Origin of the sequence: Pseudomonas sp. ANT_J28 (assembly GCF_008370005.1) — a bacterium.
GTDB classification, from domain to species: Bacteria; Pseudomonadota; Gammaproteobacteria; order Pseudomonadales; family Pseudomonadaceae; genus Aquipseudomonas; species Aquipseudomonas frigoris.
The window spans coordinates 12,522-34,899 of the sequence record NZ_VOBM01000009.1 but is presented as its reverse complement, the minus strand read 5'-3'; the positions used below and the strand labels follow the sequence as shown (position 1 = coordinate 34,899).

Annotated in this window: 17 protein-coding genes; 12 read left to right on the top strand and 5 right to left on the bottom strand. The window is 59.5% G+C overall.

What is annotated here, in order from left to right:
- Nucleotides 1–58 precede the first annotated feature (58 nt).
- The 4 genes from FQ187_RS08235 (at nt 59) to FQ187_RS08220 (ending at nt 4,836) form a co-directional block, all read left to right on the top strand.
- Nucleotides 59–1,252: an MFS transporter gene (locus FQ187_RS08235; RefSeq protein WP_149629087.1), complete on the top strand. Its 1,194-nt coding sequence runs from the start codon at nt 59–61 to the stop codon at nt 1,250–1,252.
- A 42-nt stretch (nt 1,253–1,294) separates the two neighbouring features.
- Nucleotides 1,295–1,606 carry a cupin domain-containing protein gene (locus FQ187_RS08230; RefSeq protein WP_140681821.1) on the top strand — a complete coding sequence of 104 codons (312 nt, stop codon included), beginning with the start codon at nt 1,295–1,297 and terminating at the stop codon, nt 1,604–1,606.
- A gap of 105 nt (nt 1,607–1,711) precedes the next feature.
- Nucleotides 1,712–2,863: a TDT family transporter gene (locus FQ187_RS08225; protein ID WP_149629086.1), complete on the top strand. Its 1,152-nt coding sequence runs from the start codon at nt 1,712–1,714 to the stop codon at nt 2,861–2,863.
- 98 nt (nt 2,864–2,961) lie between these two features.
- Complete coding sequence (locus FQ187_RS08220) at nt 2,962–4,836, top strand: MFS transporter (RefSeq protein WP_149629085.1); 1,875 nt, start codon at nt 2,962–2,964, stop codon at nt 4,834–4,836.
- A gap of 46 nt (nt 4,837–4,882) precedes the next feature.
- Here FQ187_RS08220 and FQ187_RS08215 read toward each other — a convergent pair whose 3' ends face one another.
- From FQ187_RS08215 to FQ187_RS08195, 5 genes are all read right to left on the bottom strand, one after another.
- Nucleotides 4,883–5,809 (bottom strand): GGDEF domain-containing protein, encoded by a 927-nt coding sequence (locus FQ187_RS08215; protein WP_149629084.1) that lies wholly within the window; start codon nt 5,807–5,809, stop codon nt 4,883–4,885.
- Nucleotides 5,810–6,182: 373 nt separating this feature from the next.
- Nucleotides 6,183–6,923 (bottom strand): YciK family oxidoreductase, encoded by a 741-nt coding sequence (locus FQ187_RS08210; protein WP_149629083.1) that lies wholly within the window; start codon nt 6,921–6,923, stop codon nt 6,183–6,185.
- Nucleotides 6,924–6,998: 75 nt separating this feature from the next.
- Nucleotides 6,999–7,670, bottom strand: a complete 672-nt coding sequence (mupP, locus tag FQ187_RS08205) for an N-acetylmuramic acid 6-phosphate phosphatase MupP (protein ID WP_149629082.1) — start codon at nt 7,668–7,670, stop codon at nt 6,999–7,001.
- Nucleotides 7,671–7,674: 4 nt separating this feature from the next.
- Nucleotides 7,675–8,373 (bottom strand): bifunctional 2-polyprenyl-6-hydroxyphenol methylase/3-demethylubiquinol 3-O-methyltransferase UbiG, encoded by a 699-nt coding sequence (ubiG, locus tag FQ187_RS08200; protein ID WP_033055822.1) that lies wholly within the window; start codon nt 8,371–8,373, stop codon nt 7,675–7,677.
- A 57-nt stretch (nt 8,374–8,430) separates the two neighbouring features.
- Nucleotides 8,431–9,765 carry a TRZ/ATZ family hydrolase gene (locus FQ187_RS08195; protein WP_149629081.1) on the bottom strand — a complete coding sequence of 445 codons (1,335 nt, stop codon included), beginning with the start codon at nt 9,763–9,765 and terminating at the stop codon, nt 8,431–8,433.
- 108 nt (nt 9,766–9,873) lie between these two features.
- On the opposite strand from FQ187_RS08195, the gene mtnA reads away from it, so the two are divergent.
- The 8 genes from mtnA (at nt 9,874) to rpsA (ending at nt 22,326) form a co-directional block, all read left to right on the top strand.
- Nucleotides 9,874–10,950 carry an S-methyl-5-thioribose-1-phosphate isomerase gene (gene mtnA / locus FQ187_RS08190; RefSeq protein ID WP_149629080.1) on the top strand — a complete coding sequence of 359 codons (1,077 nt, stop codon included), beginning with the start codon at nt 9,874–9,876 and terminating at the stop codon, nt 10,948–10,950.
- Nucleotides 10,951–11,400: 450 nt separating this feature from the next.
- Nucleotides 11,401–14,058 (top strand): DNA gyrase subunit A, encoded by a 2,658-nt coding sequence (gene gyrA / locus FQ187_RS08185; protein ID WP_008148713.1) that lies wholly within the window; start codon nt 11,401–11,403, stop codon nt 14,056–14,058.
- Between the two features lie 230 nt (nt 14,059–14,288).
- Nucleotides 14,289–15,374 carry a 3-phosphoserine/phosphohydroxythreonine transaminase gene (gene serC / locus FQ187_RS08180; RefSeq protein WP_149629079.1) on the top strand — a complete coding sequence of 362 codons (1,086 nt, stop codon included), beginning with the start codon at nt 14,289–14,291 and terminating at the stop codon, nt 15,372–15,374.
- Nucleotides 15,374–16,468: a prephenate dehydratase gene (gene pheA, locus FQ187_RS08175; protein ID WP_007899727.1), complete on the top strand. Its 1,095-nt coding sequence runs from the start codon at nt 15,374–15,376 to the stop codon at nt 16,466–16,468. Before serC ends, pheA begins: the two co-directional genes overlap by 1 nt.
- 12 nt (nt 16,469–16,480) lie before the next feature.
- Nucleotides 16,481–17,593 (top strand): histidinol-phosphate transaminase, encoded by a 1,113-nt coding sequence (hisC, locus tag FQ187_RS08170; protein ID WP_149629078.1) that lies wholly within the window; start codon nt 16,481–16,483, stop codon nt 17,591–17,593.
- A 28-nt stretch (nt 17,594–17,621) separates the two neighbouring features.
- Entirely contained in the window at nt 17,622–19,829 is a 2,208-nt protein-coding gene (locus FQ187_RS08165; RefSeq protein ID WP_256667285.1) for a bifunctional prephenate dehydrogenase/3-phosphoshikimate 1-carboxyvinyltransferase, read from the top strand.
- Complete coding sequence (gene cmk, locus FQ187_RS08160) at nt 19,826–20,515, top strand: (d)CMP kinase (RefSeq protein WP_129442406.1); 690 nt, start codon at nt 19,826–19,828, stop codon at nt 20,513–20,515. Before FQ187_RS08165 ends, cmk begins: the two co-directional genes overlap by 4 nt.
- Before the next feature lie 119 nt (nt 20,516–20,634).
- Complete coding sequence (gene rpsA, locus FQ187_RS08155) at nt 20,635–22,326, top strand: 30S ribosomal protein S1 (protein ID WP_008148721.1); 1,692 nt, start codon at nt 20,635–20,637, stop codon at nt 22,324–22,326.
- Nucleotides 22,327–22,378: the final 52 nt, after the last annotated feature.

The following is a 22,378-nucleotide window of genomic DNA, read 5'->3' as shown; positions in this document are numbered from 1 at the left end:
GCGCTAGCCGGTAGCACACTCCGCAAAAGCAAAAAGTTAGCTTTTGCGGAGTGTGCCCATGTCCAGTTCAACGTCTAATCGTTCAAGCCTGTGGTTCCTGGCGATCACCTTACTCAGTTTTCTTGCCGCTTCCACCGCGCCGACGCCGTTGTATCACTTGTACCAGGAGCACCTGCAATTCTCGGCAGCGACCCTGACCCTGATTTTCGGCGTGTACGCCATCAGCTTGCTGGCGGCATTGCTCACGGTTGGTTCGCTCTCGGATTACCTGGGGCGCAAACCGGTGATCTTCACCGCTGTGATGTTGAACATGCTGGCGATGCTGCTGTTTATCAATGCAGACAGTGTCGCCTGGTTGATCAGTGCGCGAGTGCTTCAAGGTTTTGCTACAGGGATGGCCACTGCCGTATTGAGCGCGGCGCTGTTGGACACCAATCGCCAGCAAGGGCCGTTGGTCAACAGTGTCGCGCCGTTGCTGGGCATGGCGTTGGGCGCCATGGGCTGCGGCTTATTGGCCGAGTTTGCGCCGTTGCCATTGCAGTTGACCTATTGGGTGTTGCTCGCACTGTTTGTGATGCAGGCACTGTACGTCTGGCGCTTGCCGGAAAGCGTCAGCCCCCAACCGGGAGTCTGGGCTTCGCTGCGTCCGACACTGCATGTGCCGATCCAGGCGCGGTGCGCGTTGTGGCTGGTGCTGCCGATCAATATCGCGGTGTGGGCGCTCGGTGGTTTTTACGCTTCTTTGGCACCGTCCCTGGTGCGCACGGCCACCGGATCGACCTCAAATCTGATTGGCGGTGCGACGGTGGCTGTGTTGACGGTGACCGGCGCGTTGATGATCTACACCGTGCGCAATCGGCCGGCCGACAAGGTTTTGCGCTTGGGCGGCCGTCTGCTGCCCGTCGGCGTCGCGCTGATTCTGATGGCGGTGCACAGCGCCAGCCTGACTCTGTTTTTCGTCGGCACGCTGGTGGCCGGATGCGGTTTCGGTGCCGGTTTCCTCGGTGCGTTGCGCAGCGTTGTGCCGCTGGCCTTGCCCCATGAACGGGCAGGGTTGATGTCCGCTTTTTACGTGCTCAGTTATCTGGCGTTCTGCTTGCCGTCGTTGCTGGCCGGGAACTTGACCCGGACCTTCGGGCTGGTGGCCACCACCGATGGCTACGGCGCGGTGCTGATTATTCTCTCGGTCGGCGCTTTGTTCGCCTTGATGCGTCAGCAGTCCATGAAAGTCTGTGGCGTCGATGTTCGATGACCGTTAGCCTTGGCACCGACATACCTTTCGACGGACCGACGCATGAAAATCATCCGCAGCAAATCCTTCACCGCTGACCGAGCCTGGGGCGCTTTGGATATCGCCAACATGAACGGCATCACCACGCGTTTGCACTGGACCGATCAGCCCTATAAATGGCACATCAATGATGGGCAAGAAGTGTTCGTGGTGCTGGATGGTCAAGTGCAGATGCGTTATCGCGAAGAAGGGCAGGAGAAAGAAGTGATGTTGGGTGTAGGAGATATCTTCTATGCCGACGTCGGCACCGAACACGTTGCCCATCCGCAGGGTGCGGCAAGAATCCTGGTGATCGAAACTGAAGGCAGCGTTTGACGTCATATCTGCAAAACAGATAACAGTTAGAGATATTACCCGTTATATCGATATTCGATTCGGATCTACCATGAGCTCCACCTCAACAGAGGACAGGAGTTCACCATGACATGCCCCAACACCGCCCCAGCCGGTTTCAAACCTTTCAGTCATTTGCAGCATCCGCGTGAAGTCATCCGCCAGTTCACGCCGAACTGGTTCGCCGCCACCATGGGCACCGGTGTGCTGGCGTTGGCGCTGGCGCAGCTGCCTGGCGCAAATGCCGGTTTGCACGCCATTGCCGAAGCCCTTTGGCTGTTCAATATAGTGTTGTTCGTTTTATTCACGGTTATGTATTCGGCGCGTTGGGCGCTGTTTTTCGATGAGGCGCGGCGGATTTTCGGTCACTCCACGGTTTCGATGTTTTTTGGCACCATCCCCATGGGCCTGGCGACCATCATCAATGGTTTCCTGTTGTTCGGTCTGCCGCGTTGGGGCGAGGGCGTGATTCATCTCGTCGAGGTGCTGTGGTGGCTGGATGTGGCGATGTCTGTGGCGTGCGGCGTGCTGATTCCCTACCTGATGTTCACCCGTCAGGAACACAGCATCGACCAGATGACCGCCGTCTGGTTGTTGCCGGTGGTGGCGGCAGAAGTGGCGGCCGCCAGCGGTGGCCTGCTGGCGCCGCACCTGGTCGATGCTCATTCGCAACTGGTGGTGCTGGTGACCAGCTACGTGCTCTGGGCCTTTTCCCTGCCGGTTGCGTTCAGCATTCTGACCATTCTGTTGCTGCGTATGGCGCTGCATAAATTACCCCACGAAAACATGGCCGCCTCCAGCTGGCTGGCGCTCGGCCCGATCGGCACCGGGGCGCTGGGCATGTTGCTGCTGGGCGCCGACGCTCCGGCGATTTTCGCTGCCAACGGTCTGCCGGGCATTGGTGAAATCGCTGCTGGGCTGGGGTTGGTGGCCGGGATCACACTGTGGGGCTTTGGTCTGTGGTGGATGCTGATCGCGGTGCTCATCACCCTGCGTTACCTGCGCGTCGGTATTCCGTTCAATCTTGGCTGGTGGGGTTTCACCTTCCCGTTGGGCGTCTATTCCCTGGCGACTTTGAAGCTGGCCAGCACCTTGAACCTGGCGTTTTTTAGTGCCTTCGGCTGTGTGCTGGTGGTGTTGCTGGCGGTGATGTGGCTGATCGTCGCCAAACGGACGGTGCAGGGCGCTTGGCGGGGCGAGTTGTTTGTCTCGCCGTGTATTGCAGGATTAAAGAAATAACCTGCAAGTTTTAGGTAATGTGTGGCCTGGATCGCCGTTGGATATTCCAATAACTGCATCCACGCCACTCTCTACCCAACATCAGGGACACATGGAAGATGAGTCACCCCTCACAGTTCACCTTGCTTCGCACCCGGCGCTTCCTGCCGTTCTTCGTCACGCAGTCGCTCGGGGCGTTCAACGACAACATCTTCAAGCAGTCGCTGATTCTCGCCATTCTCTACAAGTTGACTATCGACGGTGACCGCTCGATCTGGGTCAACCTGTGTGCGCTGCTGTTCATCCTGCCGTTCTTCCTGTTCTCGGCACTGGCCGGGCAATTCGGGGAAAAGTTCGCCAAGGACGCGCTGATTCGTCTGATCAAGCTCGGGGAAATCGCCATCATGGCGGTCGGTGCGGTCGGTTTCATGTTCGATCACCTGTCGCTGATGCTGGTGGCGCTGTTTGCCATGGGCACTCACTCGGCGCTGTTCGGGCCGGTGAAATACTCAATCCTGCCGCAGGCCTTGCGTGACGAAGAGCTGGTGGGTGGCAACGGCCTGGTGGAAATGGGCACCTTCCTGGCGATCCTCGCCGGGACCATCGGCGCCGGGATCATGATGTCGTCCAGTCATTACGCGCCGATCGTCTCCACGGCGATCATCGGTGTTGCGGTGCTCGGCTATCTGGCCAGCCGCAGCATTCCACGGGCCGCAGCCGCCTCCCCGGAAATGCGTCTGAACTGGAATATTTTCAGCCAGTCCTGGGCCACGTTGAAGCTGGGCTTGGGGCAGACGCCAGCGGTGTCACGCTCGATTGTCGGCAACTCGTGGTTCTGGTTTGTCGGGGCGATTTATCTGACGCAGATCCCGGCCTATGCCAAGGAGTGGATGCACGGCGACGAAACCGTGGTGACGCTGATTCTTACGGTGTTCTCGGTCGGTATCGCGTTGGGTTCGATGCTTTGCGAGAAACTGTCCGGCCGCAAAGTCGAGATCGGTCTGGTGCCGTTCGGCTCTTTCGGTCTGACCGTGTTTGGTTTGCTGCTGTGGTGGCATTCCGGTGGAATTCCGGACAGCGTTACAGGCCATGGCTGGATCGAAGTCCTGGGTTTTGGCCACGCCTGGCTGGTGTTGATCGACATTCTGGGGCTTGGGGTGTTCGGCGGTTTCTATATCGTGCCGCTGTACGCGCTGATTCAGTCTCGTACCCCCGAGAACGAGCGGGCGCGGGTGATTGCCGCCAACAATATTCTCAATGCGCTGTTCATGGTGGTCTCGGCGATTGTCTCGATCGTCTTGCTGAGCCTGGTCAAACTGTCGATCCCGCAGCTGTTCCTGGTGGTGTCGCTGCTGAACATCGGCGTCAACGCCTACATCTTCAGCATCGTCCCCGAGTTCAGCATGCGTTTCATGATCTGGCTGCTCAGCCATTCCATGTACCGCGTGGAGCATCGCAATCTACAGCTGATTCCCGATGAAGGCGCGGCGTTGCTGGTGTGCAATCACGTGTCCTTCGTCGACGCCTTGCTGATTGGCGGCGCGGTGCGTCGACCGATTCGCTTTGTGATGTATTACAAGATCTACAACTTGCCAGTGCTGAACTTCATCTTCCGCACGGCCGGGACCATTCCGATCGCGGGGCGTCAGGAAGACATTCAGATCTACGAAAAAGCCTTCACGCGCATTGCTCAGTATCTGAAGGACGGCGAGTTGGTGTGCATCTTCCCTGAGGGCAAATTGACCGCCGATGGCGAGATCAACGAGTTCAAGGGCGGGGTGACGCGGATTCTCGAAGAAACGCCGGTGCCGGTGATTCCGTTGGCATTGCAGGGCTTGTGGGGGAGTTTCTTCAGCCGCGATCCGCAAAAGGGCGTGTTTCGCCGGTTGTGGTCACGGGTGACGCTGGTGGCAGGGCCTGCGGTGTCGGTTGAAGTGGCAGAGCCAGCCCGGTTGCAAGGGATGGTGGGGGAGTTGCGCGGCGCTGTGCGCTAATTCCTTTCGTTGCGGGCCGCTAACCAAGCGTGCCCGCTCTGGGCATTCAACCCGCCATCGCCAACCGGTTACGTCCCTCGCGCTTGGCCACATACAACGCACTGTCGGCCCGTCGCAACAGGCTGTCGGCAGACTCTCCGGGCAATAGCGTCGAGCAACCAAGGCTGACTGTCAGCTCGATCGAATGGCCGTCGGCCGAATAAACCTCGGCCTGCACCGCAAATCGTAGCCGTTCGCCGACCAAGGCTGCCGCCTCACGACTGGTGTTGGAAAGCAGGATCAGGAACTCTTCGCCACCAAAGCGGAAGACCATGTCCACGTTGCGCAACTGGCTTTTGATCGAGGCTGCAACGGCCTTGAGCACGTCATCGCCGGCGCTGTGTCCGTGGTTGTCGTTGATGCGTTTGAAGTAATCGATGTCCAGCATCAGCAGCGACAAGGGTTGCAGATGCCGAAGCGACATCTCGATTTCCCGTTGAAGGGTCTGATCCATGGCGATGCGGTTGCCGGTATCCGTGAGCGGATCGCGCAAGGCGCTTTGGGTGGCCGCGCGGTAGAGCAAGGCATTGCGCATCGGATACAGCAATGCGGACAGCAGTGACTCGAGGTTGCCTTGTTCCTGCTCACTGAAACGCTGATTGCGGCGGAATACCAGTTCACCCAGATCCTCGCCTTCATGGCTGAGGCTGTAGCTGATCGAATGATGGCCGCGCAGGCCGAATTCCAGGCGCAAGTCGCTGGACGCGTGCCCGTACGTCAAGGCGTCAAGCGGTACAAGTCGCTGAATCTCACGGAAAAAGAGCCCGAGAATGCGTTGCGGCTCAAGACTGGTTTGCAGCTGCAGGCTCAGTTGCTGGCGCAGTTGCGAAAGGCTGACAGGCCTCTCGATGAGGGTAGGCTGCTGACCAAAGCCCAGGCGTTGCAATTTGGCGCTATCGAAGTCAATTGCGTTGGTCTGGGAAGGTGATTTCATATGGCGTGCGCCCCTAAGCAGTAAGGCTGTCTTACAGGCTGGGTGAGAGCGGCTTTGGGCTGCGCGTCATACTGGTCCATCAGTCCCGTAGGACATTTGGCCCAAGTTTAGTCCGCTTCGCCGACGATAAGTAACCTGTCGGCTCAGGCGTCCGCCCGTTTGCTTTCACACTGCGTGTCTGAGCAAATTTAGAGCGAAACTCGTGCCATTCGGTTCAGTCGGATAAAAATCTTTATAAATCAAAGTATTGGAGTGTTGATGAAGAATGTCACCGCATTCGGTGACAGTTGTTTGACTTGTGATGGCGGTAGTTACGACGCACTTTGAATGCCGCGACGTGAAGCCGTCGCGGCACAAAAGCGACGCGCGGGCGTTACTGAGCGTTGAACGCCTGGCCGTTGATGCCGGTGCTGTCCGGACCCATCAGGTAGAGGTAGACCGGCATGATCTCCTCGGGCGTCGGGTTGTTCAGCGGGTTTTCACCCGGGTAAGCCTGGGCGCGCATGCTGGTGCGGGTGGCGCCCGGGTTGATGCTGTTGGAGCGCACCGGTGCCACGGCATCGACTTCGTCGGCCAGGGTTTGCATCAAGCCTTCGGTGGCGAACTTGGAGACGCCGTAAGCCCCCCAATACGCACGACCCTTGCGGCCGACACTGCTGGAAGTGAACACCACAGAGGCGTCCTGGGACAGCTTGAGCAGCGGCAGCAGGGTGCTGGTGAGCATGAACATGGCATTGACGTTGACGTGCATGACACGCATGAAGTTTTCGCCGGACAGTTGCTCAATCGGCGTACGCGGGCCAATGATCGACGCGTTGTGCAGCAAACCGTCGAGATGGCCGAATTCGGTTTCGATCATCGCTGCCAGCTCATCGTATTGATGGGGCAGGGCGGTTTCCAGGTTGAACGGGATCACGGCCGGTTGTGGATGGCCGGCGGCTTCGATTTCGTCGTAGACCTGAGTCAGGTTGGCTTCGGTCTTGCCCAGCAACAGCACAGTGGCGCCGTGCGCGGCAAAGGTTTTCGCGGCGGCAGCGCCGATGCCACGGCCAGCGCCGGTGACCAGGATGACCCGGTCCTTGAGCAATTCTGGGCGGGCGGAATAATCAAACATAAGAAACCTCTACGAGAGTTAGATCGTTCCCACGCTCCGCGTGGGAATGCAGCCAGTGACGCTCCGCGTCGCCGCTCAGCAACTACACAAAGCGCTATCAAGCACCTTGCGCAACTCCAGCGGATGATCGACCACCACATCCGCGCCCCAATGCCGCGGGTTATCGTCGGGATGGATGTAGCCATAGGTCACGGCGGCCGTTTTGGTGCCGGCATCGCGACCGGATTCGATATCGCGCAAGTCATCACCCACGAACAACACGCTGGCCGGGTCCAGGTCGAGCATCTTGCACGCCAGGATCAACGGCTCGGGGTCCGGTTTGCTGTTCTTCACATGGTCCGGGCAGATCAACAGCGCCGAGCGCTCGGCCAGGCCAAGCTGCTGCATGATCGGCTCGGCGAACCGCAGCGGCTTGTTGGTGACCACGCCCCAGATCAGGTTGGCCTTTTCGATGTCGGCCAGCAGTTCGCCCATGCCGTCGAAGAGTTTGCTGTGAACCGCGCAACCGGCGAGGTAACGCTCCAGAAACTCCAGGCGTAATTCCTCGAAACCCGGTGATTCCGGGTCCATGGAGAAGGTCACGGCGACCATCGCCTTGGCGCCGCCGGAGATCTCGTCGCGAATGTGTTTGTCGCTCATCGGCGGCAAGCCGCGATCGGCGCGCATCGCCTGACAAATCGCAATGAAGTCCGGCGCGGTGTCGAGCAGGGTGCCGTCCATGTCGAAAAGAACTGCTCTGATACGCATCGGCTTACTCCTCGCGCAGGGTCTGGATCATGTAGTTGACGTCCACGTCGGAGGCCAGTTTGTAGTGCTTGGTCAGCGGGTTGTAGGTCAGGCCGATGATGTCCTTGACGGTCAGGCCGGCCATGCGGCTCCAGGCACCCAGCTCCGAAGGGCGGATGAATTTCTTGAAATCGTGGGTGCCGCGCGGCAGCAGCTTCATGATGTATTCCGCGCCGACGATGGCGAACAGGTACGCCTTCGGGTTGCGGTTGATGGTGGAGAAGAACACCTGGCCGCCGGGCTTGACCATACGGAAGCAGGCGCGGATCACCGAGGAGGGGTCCGGCACGTGCTCGAGCATTTCCAGGCAGGTGACCACGTCGAACTGCTCGGGCATTTCTTCAGCGAGGGCTTCGGCGGTGATCTGCCGGTATTCGACGCTCACGCCGGATTCCAGTTGATGCAGTTGCGCGACCGCCAGCGGCGCTTCGCCCATGTCGATGCCCATGACGGTAGCGCCGCGCTGGGCCATGGCTTCGCTGAGAATGCCGCCGCCGCAACCGACGTCGAGGACTTTCTTGCCGGCCAGGTTGACCCGCTCGTCAATCCAGTTGACCCGCAGCGGGTTGATGTCGTGCAGCGGTTTGAACTCGCTTTCGCGGTCCCACCAGCGATGGGCCAGGGCTTCGAATTTGGCGATTTCGGCGTAGTCGACGTTGCTCATGATTAAGTCCTCTGAAACTTGAAAAATCCTGTTGCCCCGTTGGTGAGTCCGGGGGGCTTACGATTCGGTATGGCCGCTGATGCGCTGGCCCCACGCCTTGGCGGTGGCGCAGAGTTGTTCTTCGTCCAGACGAGTCAGGCGGCGGTCGTCGAGCAGTTGCTTGCCGGCGACCCAAAGGTGTTTCACGCAGTCACGGCCGGTGGCATATATAAGCTGCGAAACCGGGTCGTAGACCGGTTGCTGCGCCAGGCCGGAGAGATCGAATGCGACGATGTCTGCCGCTTTTCCGACTTCCAGTGAACCGACCTCAGCCTCGATCCCAAGCGCACGGGCGCCATTGAGCGTGGCCATGCGCAGGGCGCGATGGGCATCCAGCGCGGTGGCCGAGCCGGAGACGGCTTTGGCCAGCAAGGCGGCGGTGCGGGTTTCGCCGAGCAGGTCCAGGTCATTGTTGCTGGCCGCACCATCGGTGCCGATCGCGACATTGACGCCGGCCTGCCACAAGCGCTCCACCGGGCAGAACCCGCTGGCCAGCTTCAGGTTCGACTCCGGGCAATGAATCACGTTGGTGTTACTTTCTACCAGCAACGCCAGGTCTTCGTAGCTGATCTGAGTCATGTGGACGGCCTGGAAGCGCGGCCCCAACAAACCCAGGCGCCCGAGGCGGGCCAGCGGGCGTTCGCCGCGCTGCTCGACGGACTGCAGCACTTCATAAGCCGTTTCATGCACGTGCATATGGATCAAGGCGTCCAGTTCTTCGGTGATCACCCGGATTTTCTCCAGGTTCTCGTCGCCCACGGTGTAGGGGGCGTGGGGGGCGAAGGTGACTTTGATGCGCTCGTGGTGCTTGAGATCGCCGAATAATTCGACGCCCTGACGAATGGCTTCATCCGCCGTGCTGGCGCCCGGGATCGGGAAATCGAGGATCGGAATCGCGATTTGCGCGCGAATGCCGCTGTTATGCACGCGCTCGCTGGCAACCTTCGGGAAGAAATACATGTCAGAGAAACAGGTGATGCCACCTTTGATCTGTTCGGCGATCGCCAGGTCAGTGCCGTCACGTACGAAAGTTTCATCGACCCACTTGGCTTCGGCCGGCCAGATGTGGTTTTCCAGCCAGCTCATCAGGGGCAGATCATCGGCCAGGCCTCGGAACAGTGTCATCGCCGCATGACCGTGGGCATTGATCAAGCCAGGGCAGAGCAACATGTCCGGCAATTCGCGGACTTCGGTTGCGTCAAGCTTCAGCGCAGCCGAGCGTGGGCCGATGAACACGATGCGTCCGTCGCGGATGCCCAGGGCGTGCTCTTTTAGGACAACGCCAGCGGGTTCGACGGGTACCAGCCAGGTCGGCAGCAATAGCAAGTCGAGCGCAGCGGCATTGTTCGGCATCGAGAGTCGGTTCCAGAGCTTTTGTAAAGGATGGCGAAGTATACCCGAGCGTCTTCGCAGGGGGATCGCTATAATCGACGGCTTTTGTTCATGAGTACGGGGTGACGGATGCGCGATCGACTGTTGGCTGCGGAGAAGGTGAAGGCCATCGATTGGCGTGATGGCGCCCTTTACCTGCTGGATCAGCGTATTTTGCCGTTCGAGGAAACCTGGATCGCCTACACCAGCGCTGCTGGCGTGGCCGAGGCCATTCGTTCGATGGTGGTGCGCGGCGCGCCGGCGATTGGCATCAGTGCCGCCTATGGTGTTGTGCTGGCGGCCCGCGCGCGGTTTGCCGAAGGCGGTGACTGGCAGGCGGCGCTGGAAGAGGATTTCGCGCTACTGGCCGATTCCCGTCCGACCGCAGTCAACCTGTTCTGGGCCCTGGGCCGCATGCGCGACCGGCTTGAGCGTCTGAAGCATCACGCCGATCCGCTGGTGGTGCTGGAGGCGGAAGCTATCGCCATTCACGAGAGTGATCGCGAAGCCAACCTGACCATGGCGCAACTGGGTGTGGACCTGATCCGCAAGCACCAGGGCAACGCCCAGGCGATTCTGACCCACTGCAACACCGGCGCACTGGCCACCGGCGGCTTTGGTACGGCACTTGGCGTCATTCGTGGGGCGTTCATCGAGGGCATGATCGAGCGCGTCTATGCCGATGAAACCCGTCCATGGCTGCAAGGTTCGCGGTTGACCGCATGGGAATTGGCCAACGAAGGCATTCCCGTGACCCTCAATGCCGACTCCGCCGCGGCCCATATCATGAAGACCAAAGGCATTACCTGGGTGATCGTCGGCGCTGACCGGATCACTGCCAATGGCGACGTGGCCAACAAGATCGGCACCTATCAGCTGGCGGTGAACGCCATGCACCACGGCGTGCGCTTCATGGTGGTGGCGCCGAGTTCGACCATCGACATGAACCTGGCCAGCGGTGATGACATCCCGATTGAAGAGCGCGATGGTCGCGAGTTGCTGGAAGTCGGCGGCAAGCGGGTCGGGGCGGATGTCGATGCGTTCAATCCGGTGTTCGATGTGACCCCGGCTGACCTGATCGATGCGATCGTTACCGAAAAAGGCATCGTCGAGCGCCCGGACACCGCGAAAATGGCGCAGTTGATGTGCCGCAAGCGTCTGCATTAAAGATATCTGGTGTCTGATAAATCGCCTTCGCGAGCAAGTCGGATCGCCGCACCGCCGCTCCCACATTTGACCAAGTTCTCCAGTTAGACTCGGTCGAGTGTGGGAGCGGGCTTGCTCGCGAAGAGGCCCTCACAGCCACTGAACAACCCTTATTCACCCCGTAAATCTTCAATTAAAAAGGCTCTAAGCCTCTCTCGTCCCCTTCAAGCCTGTCACCGGTCAACTAACTATGCTCCATGCGCATCAGGGGGATAGGTGCGTGGCGGCTCTTGTGATAACATCCGGCGGTTTCCAAGGTAGCCCGATGTGGCTGCCTTTACTGCGCAGATCCATGGCATAACTCGTTGATTTGTCGTAAGTCGGTGCATGGCACTCAGCCTGCAGCGGCGAGCTTCGTTCGTCCCATATGGATGTGACGAAGTTTCACCAGAAAAAGGAATCAGGCTTCTCATGGGCGAACTGGCCAAAGAAATCCTCCCGGTCAATATCGAAGACGAGCTGAAGCAGTCCTACCTCGACTACGCGATGAGCGTAATTGTCGGGCGGGCACTGCCGGATGCGCGCGATGGCTTGAAGCCCGTGCACCGGCGTGTGCTGTTCGCGATGAGCGAGCTGGGCAACGACTTCAACAAGCCGTACAAGAAATCTGCCCGTGTTGTCGGTGACGTGATCGGTAAGTATCACCCTCACGGTGATACCGCGGTGTACGACACCATCGTTCGGATGGCGCAGCCATTCTCGCTGCGCTACCTGCTGGTAGACGGTCAGGGCAACTTCGGTTCCGTGGACGGCGACAACGCCGCCGCCATGCGATACACCGAAGTGCGCATGACCAAGCTGGCGCACGAGCTGCTGGCTGACCTGCACAAAGAAACCGTGGACTGGGTGCCGAACTACGACGGCACCGAAATGATCCCGGCGGTCATGCCGACCCGTATTCCCAACCTGTTGGTCAACGGCTCCAGCGGTATCGCCGTGGGCATGGCGACCAACATCCCGCCGCACAACCTCGGTGAAGTCATCGACGGTTGCCTGGCACTCATCGACAACCCTGAGTTGACCATCGATGAGCTGATGCAATACATCCCCGGTCCGGACTTCCCGACCGCCGCGATCATCAACGGTCGTGCCGGCATCATCGAAGCCTACCGCACCGGTCGTGGCCGCATTTACATGCGCGCCCGCTCGATGATCGAAGACATCGACAAGGTCGGTGGCCGTCAGCAGATCGTCATCACCGAACTCCCTTACCAGCTGAACAAGGCCCGTCTGATCGAGAAGATCGCCGAGCTGGTAAAAGAGAAGAAGCTCGAAGGCATCACCGAACTGCGCGACGAGTCCGACAAGGACGGTATGCGCGTCGTGATCGAACTGCGTCGCGGCGAAGTGCCTGAGGTGATTCTCAACAACCTCTACGCCCAGACCCAGCTGCAAGCGGTATTCGGTATCAACATCGTCGCGCTGATCGACGGCCGTCCACGCATCCTGAACCTCAAGGACCTGCTGGAAGCCTTCGTTCGTCACCGTCGCGAAGTCGTTACCCGCCGTACCGTGTTCGAACTGCGTAAAGCCCGCGAACGGGGTCACATTCTGGAAGGCCAAGCGGTTGCCCTGTCGAACATCGACCCGGTCATCGCCCTGATCAAAGCCTCGCCAACGCCGTCGGAAGCCAAGGAAGCGCTGATCAAGACTGCGTGGGAATCTTCCGCCGTGGTCGCGATGGTTGAACGTGCCGGTGCCGATTCGTGCCGTCCAGAGACTCTGGACCCGCAATACGGTCTGCGCGAAGGCAAGTACTTCCTGTCGCCAGAGCAGGCGCAAGCCATTCTGGAGCTGCGTCTGCACCGTCTGACCGGTCTGGAACACGAAAAGCTGCTGGCCGAGTATCAAGAGATCCTCAACCAGATCGGCGAGCTGATCCGCATCCTCAGCAGCGCCACGCGCCTGATGGAAGTGATTCGCGAAGAGCTGGAAGTGATCCGCGCCGAATACGGCGACGTGCGCCGCACCGAGATTCTCGATGCCCGTCTCGACCTGACCCTGGGTGACATGATCCCGGAAGAAGAGCGCGTCGTGACCATTTCCCACGGTGGCTACGCCAAGACCCAGCCATTGGCTGCGTACCAGGCTCAGCGTCGTGGCGGTAAAGGCAAATCGGCTACCGGCGTCAAGGATGAGGACTACATCGCTCACCTGCTGGTCGCCAACAGCCACACCACGCTTCTGCTGTTCTCCAGCAAAGGCAAGGTGTACTGGCTGAAAACCTACGAAATCCCGGAAGCGTCCCGCGCTGCCCGTGGTCGTCCGCTGGTCAATCTGCTGCCGCTGGACAGTGATGAATACATCACCACCATGCTGCCGGTCGACGAATACACCGAAGGTCACTTCATCTTCATGGCCACTGCCAAAGGCACCGTGAAGAAGACCCCGCTGGAATCCTTCAGCCGTCAACGCAGCGTCGGCCTGATCGCGCTAGAGCTGGACGAAGGTGACGTACTGATTTCTGCCGCCATTACCGATGGCGAGCGCGAAGTCATGCTGTTCTCCGACGGCGGCAAGGTCACTCGCTTCAAGGAAACCGACGTTCGTGCCATGGGCCGTACCGCTCGCGGTGTCCGCGGCATGCGTCTGCCGGAAGGCCAGAAGCTGATTTCCATGCTGATCCCGGAAGAAGGCAGCCAGATCCTCACCGCTTCGGCCCGTGGTTTTGGCAAGCGCACGGCGATCACCGAGTTCCCTGAGTACAAACGTGGTGGTCAGGGCGTTATCGCCATGGTCAGCAACGACCGTAACGGCCGTCTGGTCGGTGCAGTCCAGGTGCTCGACGGCGAGGAAATCATGCTGATTTCCGACCAGGGCACCCTGGTGCGTACTCGTGTTGACGAAGTCTCCAGTCTGGGTCGTAACACCCAGGGCGTGACCCTGATCAAACTGGCCAGCGATGAAACGCTGGTAGGTCTGGAGCGGGTTCAGGAGCCGTCGGAAGTCGAAGGCGAAGAGCTGGAAGAAGGTGAAGAGGGTGCAGTGTTCGACGGCGAAGTCGTAATCGACGACGTTGTTGAAGATCAGCAACTCGACGCCGCCGCTGACGAAGAACCGCAGGAGTAAGCGGACAGACAGGGGGCGGATGAGAATTCGCCCCCTTGTTGTTTGTCTGCAATGAAATTATCGACGCCCATGGAGATCGAGTGTGGGAGCGGGCTTGCTCGCGAAGACGGACTGACATTCAACATCGATGTCGCCTGTTACACCGCTTTCGCGAGCAAGCCCGCTCCTACATTGGATCTGCGTCGACTGATATGTTTGCGTGATACCACCAAATCAGAGCGAGATTGGATGTGAGCAAGAGAGCCTATAACTTCTGTGCCGGTCCTGCGGCACTTCCCGAAGCTGTCCTGCAGCGCGCCCAGGGTGAACTCCTTGATTGGCATGGCAAAGGCTTGTCGGTCATGGAAATGAGCCATCGCAGTGATGAGTTCGTGTCCATCGCCACCAAGGCCGAGCAGGATCTGCGTGATCTGCTGAATATCCCCTCGAACTATAAAGTGCTGTTTCTGCAAGGTGGCGCCAGCCAGCAATTTGCTCAGATTCCTCTGAACCTGTTGCCGGAAAGCGGCACCGCCGACTATATCGACACCGGTATCTGGTCGCAGAAAGCCATCGAAGAAGCTTCGCGCTACGGTCACGTCAATGTCGCCGCCACCGCCAAGCCTTACGACTATTTCGCTATTCCCGGTCAGAACGAATGGAACCTGTCGAAAGATGCGGCCTACGTTCACTACGCGCCGAACGAAACCATCGGTGGTCTGGAATTTCAGTGGATCCCGGAAACCGGCGATGTTCCGCTGATCGCCGACATGTCCTCGGACATCCTGTCGCGTCCGATCGATGTTTCGCGCTTTGGTATGATCTACGCCGGCGCCCAGAAGAACATCGGTCCGAGCGGTATCGTCGTCAACATCGTTCGCGAAGACCTGCTGGGGCGCGCCCGTTCCCTGTGCCCGACCATGCTCGACTACAAGGTCGCGGCCGACAACGGCTCGATGTACAACACCCCGCCAACCCTGGCCTGGTACCTCTCGGGCCTGGTATTCGAGTGGCTGAAAGAGCAGGGTGGTGTTGAAGCCATCGGCAAGCTCAACGAAGTGAAACAGCGCACGCTGTACGACTTCATCGACGCCAGCGGCTTGTACAGCAACCCGATCAACAAGTCGGATCGCTCGTGGATGAACGTGCCGTTCCGCCTGGCTGACGACCGTCTCGACAAGCCATTCCTGGTCGGTGCCGAAGAGCGTGGCCTGTTGAACCTCAAGGGTCACCGTTCCGTGGGTGGCATGCGTGCCTCCATCTATAACGCCGTCGACATCGTTGCGGTCAACGCACTGATTTCGTACATGGCAGAGTTCGAGAAGGAACACGGCTAATGTCTGAGCAAGAACTCAAGGCACTGCGCCTGCGCATTGATGCCCTGGACGAGAAAGTCCTGGAGCTGATCAGTGAGCGCGCACGCTGCGCCCAGGAAGTTGCGCGAGTAAAGATGGCCTCGCTGGCCGAAGGCGAAGTGCCGGTGTTCTATCGTCCTGAGCGTGAAGCTCAGGTGCTCAAGCGCGTCATGGAGCGTAACCAGGGGCCGCTGGGCAACGAAGAGATGGCGCGGCTGTTCCGCGAAATCATGTCCTCGTGCCTGGCCCTCGAGCAGCCGCTGAAAGTGGCTTACCTCGGGCCTGAAGGCACCTTCACCCAAGCCGCGGCCATGAAACACTTCGGCCACGCCGTGATCAGCAAGCCGATGGCGGCGATCGACGAAGTGTTCCGCGAAGTGGCGGCCGGTGCGGTGAACTTTGGCGTGGTCCCGGTGGAAAACTCCACCGAAGGCGCGGTCAACCACACCCTCGACAGCTTCCTCGAACACGACATGGTGATCTGTGGCGAAGTCGAGCTGCGGATTCACCACCACCTGTTGGTCGGTGAAAACACCAAGACCGACAGCATCAGCCGCATCTATTCCCACGCCCAGTCCCTGGCCCAGTGCCGCAAGTGGTTGGACGCGCATTACCCGAATGTCGAGCGCGTGGCAGTGTCCAGCAACGCCGAAGCGGCCAAACGGGTCAAGGGTGAGTGGAACTCGGCGGCGATTGCCGGCGACATGGCGGCAGGCTTGTACGGGCTGACCCGTCTGGCCGAGAAAATCGAGGATCGCCCGGACAACTCCACGCGATTCCTGATGATCGGCAGCCAGGAAGTGCCGCCGACCGGCGACGACAAGACTTCGATCATCGTCTCCATGAGCAACAAGCCCGGCGCGCTTCACGAGTTGCTGGTGCCTTTCCACGACAACGGCATCGACCTGACGCGAATCGAGACGCGTCCTTCGCGCAGCGGTAAATGGACCTACGTGTTCTTCATCGACTTCGTCGGCCACCACCGCGACCCACTGGTCAAAGGTGTGTTGGAAAAGATCAGTCAGGAAGCAGTGGCACTCAAAGTGCTGGGTTCCTACCCGAAAGCAGTTCTCTAAGGGCGGTAGCAAATGAGTGGTGACTTCCTCGCTCTGGCACAGCCGGGCGTGCAACAACTTTCGCCTTACGTTCCGGGCAAGCCCGTGGACGAACTGGCGCGCGAGCTGAACATCGATCCGGCCAGCATCGTCAAACTGGCCAGCAACGAAAACCCGTTGGGCGCCAGTCCCAAAGCTCTGGCGGCGATTCGCGAAGCATTGGCCGAGCTGACCCGCTATCCGGACGGCAACGGTTTTGCGCTCAAGACCCTGCTGGCCGAACAGTGCCGCGTCGAGCTGAATCAGGTGACGCTGGGCAACGGTTCCAACGACATTCTGGAACTGGTCGCCCGTGCCTATCTGGCGCCGGGTCTGAACGCGGTGTTCAGCGAGCACGCGTTTGCGGTCTATCCGATCGTCACCCAAGCCGTCGGCGCTACGGCCAAAGTGATCCCGGCCAAAGACTGGGGCCATGATCTGTCAGCCATGCTGACCGCGATCGATGCCGATACCCGTGTTGTCTTCATCGCCAACCCGAACAACCCGACCGGGACCTGGTTTGGCGCCGAAGCGCTGGACGAGTTCCTGCAGGACGTACCGGAACACGTGCTGGTGGTGCTGGACGAGGCCTACATCGAATACGCCGAAGGCAGCGACTTGCCGGACGGTCTGGACTACCTGGCGGCCTACCCGAACCTGCTGGTTTCGCGCACGTTCTCCAAGGCTTACGGCCTGGCGGCGTTGCGGGTCGGCTATGGCTTGTCTACGACGGTGGTTGCGGATGTGCTGAACCGAGTGCGTCAGCCGTTCAACGTCAACAGCCTGGCCCTGGCCGCTGCGTGCGCTGCGCTGCAAGACACCGAGTACCTGGCTGAAAGCCGTCGCCTGAACGAATCCGGCATGCAGCAGCTGGAAGCGGGTTTCCGTGAGCTGGGATTGAGCTGGATTCCGTCCAAGGGCAACTTCATCTGCGTCGATCTGGGCCGTGTTGCGGCTCCGGTCTTCCAGGGCTTGCTGCGCGAAGGCGTAATCGTGCGTCCGGTGGCCAATTACGGCATGCCGAACCACTTGCGCATCACCATCGGTCTGCCGGCGGAAAACAGCCGCTTCCTCGAAGCGCTGACCAAGGTTCTGGCTCGTGGTTGATGTCACTGCACTGCAATCTGCTGAACCTATGATCGGTCGCCTGGTGGTGGTCGGTCTGGGGTTGATGGGCGGTTCGTTTGCCAAGGGTTTGCGTGAAAGCGGCCTGTGCCGCGAAGTGGTCGGGGTCGATCTCGACCCGCAGTCGCGCAAACTGGCGGTTGAGTTGGGTGTGGTGGATCGCTGCGAAGAAGACCTGGCCGTTGCTTGCCAGGGCGCCGACGTGATTCAACTGGCCGTGCCGATCCTTGCCATGGAAAAAATGCTCGGCCGATTGGCCAGCATGGACCTGGGGCAAGCGATTCTGACTGACGTCGGCAGCGCCAAAGGCAATGTGGTGCGCGCGGCAACCGAAGCGTTTGGCGGCATGCCGGCGCGTTTCGTGCCGGGGCATCCGATTGCCGGTTCCGAGCAGAGCGGGGTGGAAGCCTCTAACTCAGAGCTGTTCCGCCGCCATAAAGTGATTCTTACACCGCTGGATCAGACTGATCCGGCAGCGCTGGCAGTGGTCGACCGTTTGTGGCGCGAATTGGGCGCCGATGTCGAGCACATGCAGGTCGAGCGTCATGACGAAGTGTTGGCGGCGACCAGCCATTTGCCGCACTTGTTGGCGTTCGGTTTGGTCGATTCGTTGGCCAAGCGCAATGAAAACCTTGAGATCTTCCGTTACGCTGCGGGCGGTTTTCGCGATTTCACAAGAATCGCGGGTAGCGACCCGGTCATGTGGCACGACATCTTCCTCGCCAACCGCGAAGCTGTCCTGCGCACACTCGATACATTTCGCAGCGACCTCGACGCCTTGCGCGACGCGGTCGATGCAGGGGATGGGCACCAATTGTTGGGCGTGTTCACTCGCGCCCGGGTTGCCCGCGAACATTTCAGTAAAATCCTGGCCCGCCGGGCTTATGTGGACGCTATGAATTCCAACGACCTGATTTTCCTGGCACAACCTGGTGGCCGCCTGACTGGGCGGATTCGAGTACCGGGCGACAAATCGATTTCCCACCGTTCGATCATGCTCGGCTCCTTGGCTGAAGGCGTCACCGAAGTGGAAGGTTTCCTCGAGGGCGAAGACGCCCTGGCAACATTGCAAGCCTTCCGTGACATGGGCGTCGTGATCGAAGGTCCGCACCACGGTCGCGTGACCATTCACGGCGTCGGCCTGCATGGCTTGAAGCCTGCGCCGGGCCCGATCTACCTGGGCAACTCCGGCACTTCGATGCGTCTGCTGTCTGGCCTGTTGGCTGCGCAGAACTTCGACAGCACGCTGACGGGCGATGCTTCGCTGTCCAAGCGTCCGATGAATCGCGTGGCCAATCCGCTGCGTGAAATGGGCGCCGTGATTGAGACTGCTGCTGAAGGTCGTCCGCCGATGACCATTCGCGGCGGCAACAAGCTCAAAGGCCTGACCTACACCATGCCGATGGCCAGTGCCCAGGTTAAATCCTGCCTGCTGCTGGCGGGTTTGTACGCCGAAGGCAAAACCACTGTCACCGAGCCGGCTCCAACCCGCGACCACACCGAGCGCATGCTGCGTGGCTTCGGCTACCCGGTCACCGTCAACGGTGCGACCGCGTCGGTCGAATCCGGCCACAAGCTGACCGCGACCCACATTGAAGTGCCGGGCGACATCTCGTCTTCCGCGTTCTTCCTGGTGGCCGCGTCGATCGCCGAAGGTTCGGAGCTGGTGCTTGAGCACGTCGGCATCAACCCGACCCGTACCGGCGTGATCGACATCCTGCGTCTGATGGGCGCTGATATCACCCTGGAAAACCAGCGTGAAGTCGGCGGCGAACCGGTAGCGGATCTGCGCGTACGTGCAGCTAAACTCAAAGGTATCGAGATTCCTGAAGCGCTGGTTCCGCTGGCCATCGACGAATTTCCGGTGCTGTTCGTGGCCGCCGCCTGTGCCGAAGGGCGCACCATCCTGCGTGGCGCCGAAGAGCTGCGGGTTAAAGAGTCGGACCGGATTCAGGTCATGGCGGATGGCTTGCTGGCGCTTGGCGTCAAGTGCGAGCCGACCCCGGACGGCATCATCATCGACGGCGGCCAGATCGGCGGCGGCGAAGTGCACGGTCACGGCGATCACCGGATTGCCATGGCCTTCAGCGTGGCATCGCTGCGCGCCACTGCACCGATCCGCATTCATGACTGTGCCAACGTCGCGACGTCGTTCCCGAACTTCCTCGCGCTGTGCGCGCAGGTCGGTATCCGTGTTGCACAAGAGGCTCAGTCGTGATTATCAAGCCACCGGTCATCACCATCGACGGGCCTAGCGGTTCGGGCAAGGGCACTATTGCCGGGATTCTGGCCAAGCGTCTGGGCTGGTGCCTGCTGGATTCCGGTGCGCTGTACCGTCTGCTGGCATTCGCCGCGCGTAATCATGGCGTCGATCTGACCAATGAGGAGTCGCTGAAGCTGCTGGCCGCTCATCTGGACGTGCAGTTCGTCGGCGCGACCGAAGGTCATCCGCAGCGGATCATTCTCGAAGGTGACGATGTCACTGATGATTTGCGCAACGAACAGGTTGGCGCCTGGGCTTCCCAGGTCGCTGCACTGCCGGCGGTGCGTGATGCGCTGCTCCAGCGCCAGCGGGCGTTTCAGGAGGCTCCGGGTCTGGTGGCCGATGGTCGCGACATGGGCACGGTGGTTTTTCCCGATGCACCGCTGAAGATATTCCTTACTGCCAGTGCCGAGGAGCGTGCGCGCCGTCGATACTTGCAGTTGAAGGGCAAAGTCGATGGTGTTAGTCTGTCGAGTCTGCTAGATGAGATACGTGTCCGCGATGAGCGTGACACCCAGCGAGCGGTAGCCCCGCTCAAGCCGGCGGCTGACGCCATACAGCTGGATTCCACGGAATTATCCATCGATCAGGTGCTGGAACGCATCATGAGCGAGATCGCACTCCGCGATATCGCCGGGTGACCAAGAGACTTCGCAGGGGACCAGTCATAGTCCTGCGCTGTTTCTTTAAATGAACGTAACCCACGTCGTCTGGGATGTGGAGATGGGCGTATTCTTCGCCCTTATCATCAGGAATTAAAATGAGCGAAAGCTTTGCGGAACTCTTTGAAGAAAGCCTAAAAACCCTGAACCTTCAGGCAGGCTCCATCATCACCGGTGTTATCGTTGATATCGATTACCAAGCTCGCTGGGTAACCGTTCACGCTGGCCTGAAGTCTGAAGCACTCATCCCGCTTGAGCAGTTCTACAACGATGCTGGCGAACTGACTATCAACGTCGGTGACGAAGTTCACGTTGCTCTGGACTCGGTTGAAGACGGCTTTGGTGAAACCAAGCTGTCCCGTGAAAAAGCCAAGCGCGCTGAATGCTGGATTGTTCTGGAAGCAGCCTTCGCAGCCGAAGAAGTGGTCAAGGGCGTTATCAACGGTAAGGTTAAAGGCGGCTTCACTGTCGACGTTAACGGCATCCGTGCGTTCCTGCCAGGTTCTCTGGTTGACGTCCGTCCTGTGCGCGACACCACGCACCTGGAAGGCAAAGAGCTGGAATTCAAGGTCATCAAGCTTGACCAGAAACGCAACAACGTTGTCGTTTCCCGTCGTAGCGTCCTCGAAGCCGAGAACTCCGCTGAGCGTGAAGCTCTGCTGGAATCCCTGCAGGAAGGCCAACAAGTCAAAGGTATCGTCAAAAACCTCACCGATTACGGCGCATTCGTCGATCTGGGTGGCGTCGATGGCCTGCTGCACATTACCGACATGGCTTGGAAGCGTATCAAGCATCCTTCCGAAATCGTCAACGTTGGCGACGAGATCGATGTCAAGGTTCTGAAGTACGATCGCGAACGCAATCGTGTTTCCCTGGGCCTCAAGCAACTGGGCGAAGATCCATGGGTTGCTATCAAAGCCCGTTACCCAGAAAGCACTCGCGTTACCGCTCGTGTAACCAACCTGACCGACTACGGCTGCTTCGCTGAGCTGGAAGAAGGCGTTGAAGGCCTGGTACACGTTTCCGAAATGGACTGGACCAACAAGAACATCCACCCTTCGAAAGTCGTACAAGTCGGCGACGAAGTGGAAGTTATGGTTCTGGACATCGACGAAGAGCGTCGTCGTATCTCCCTCGGCATCAAGCAGTGCAAATCTAACCCATGGGAAGATTTCTCTGGCCAGTTCAACAAGGGCGATAAAATCTCCGGCACCATCAAGTCGATCACCGATTTCGGTATCTTCATTGGTTTGGACGGCGGCATCGACGGTCTGGTTCACCTGTCCGACATCTCCTGGAACGAAGTGGGCGAAGAAGCCGTTCGCCGCTTCAAGAAGGGCGACGAGCTGGACACCGTTATCCTGTCCGTTGACCCAGAGCGCGAGCGCATCTCCCTGGGTATCAAGCAACTGGAAAGCGATCCGTTCTCCGAGTACGTTCAAGAGAACGACAAAGGCGCAATCGTTAAAGGCATCGTGAAAGAAGTTGACGCTAAAGGCGCCATCATCACTCTGGCCGACGATATCGAAGCGACTCTGAAAGCCTCCGAAATCAGCCGTGACCGCGTTGAAGACGCGCGCAACGTTCTGAAAGAAGGCCAGGAAGTAGAAGCCAAGATCATCAGCGTTGACCGCAAGAGCCGTGTAATCCAGCTCTCCATCAAGTCGAAAGACGATGCTGAAGAGAAAGAAGCAATCCAGAGCTTGAAAGACAAGCCTTCGGATAGCATCGCTGCTGGTCCTACCACTCTGGGCGACCTGTTGCGTGCACAAATGGAAAAACAGAACTAAGTTCTGTCAGACCATAGAAAAAGGGCGACTTCGGTCGCCCTTTTTTGCGCCT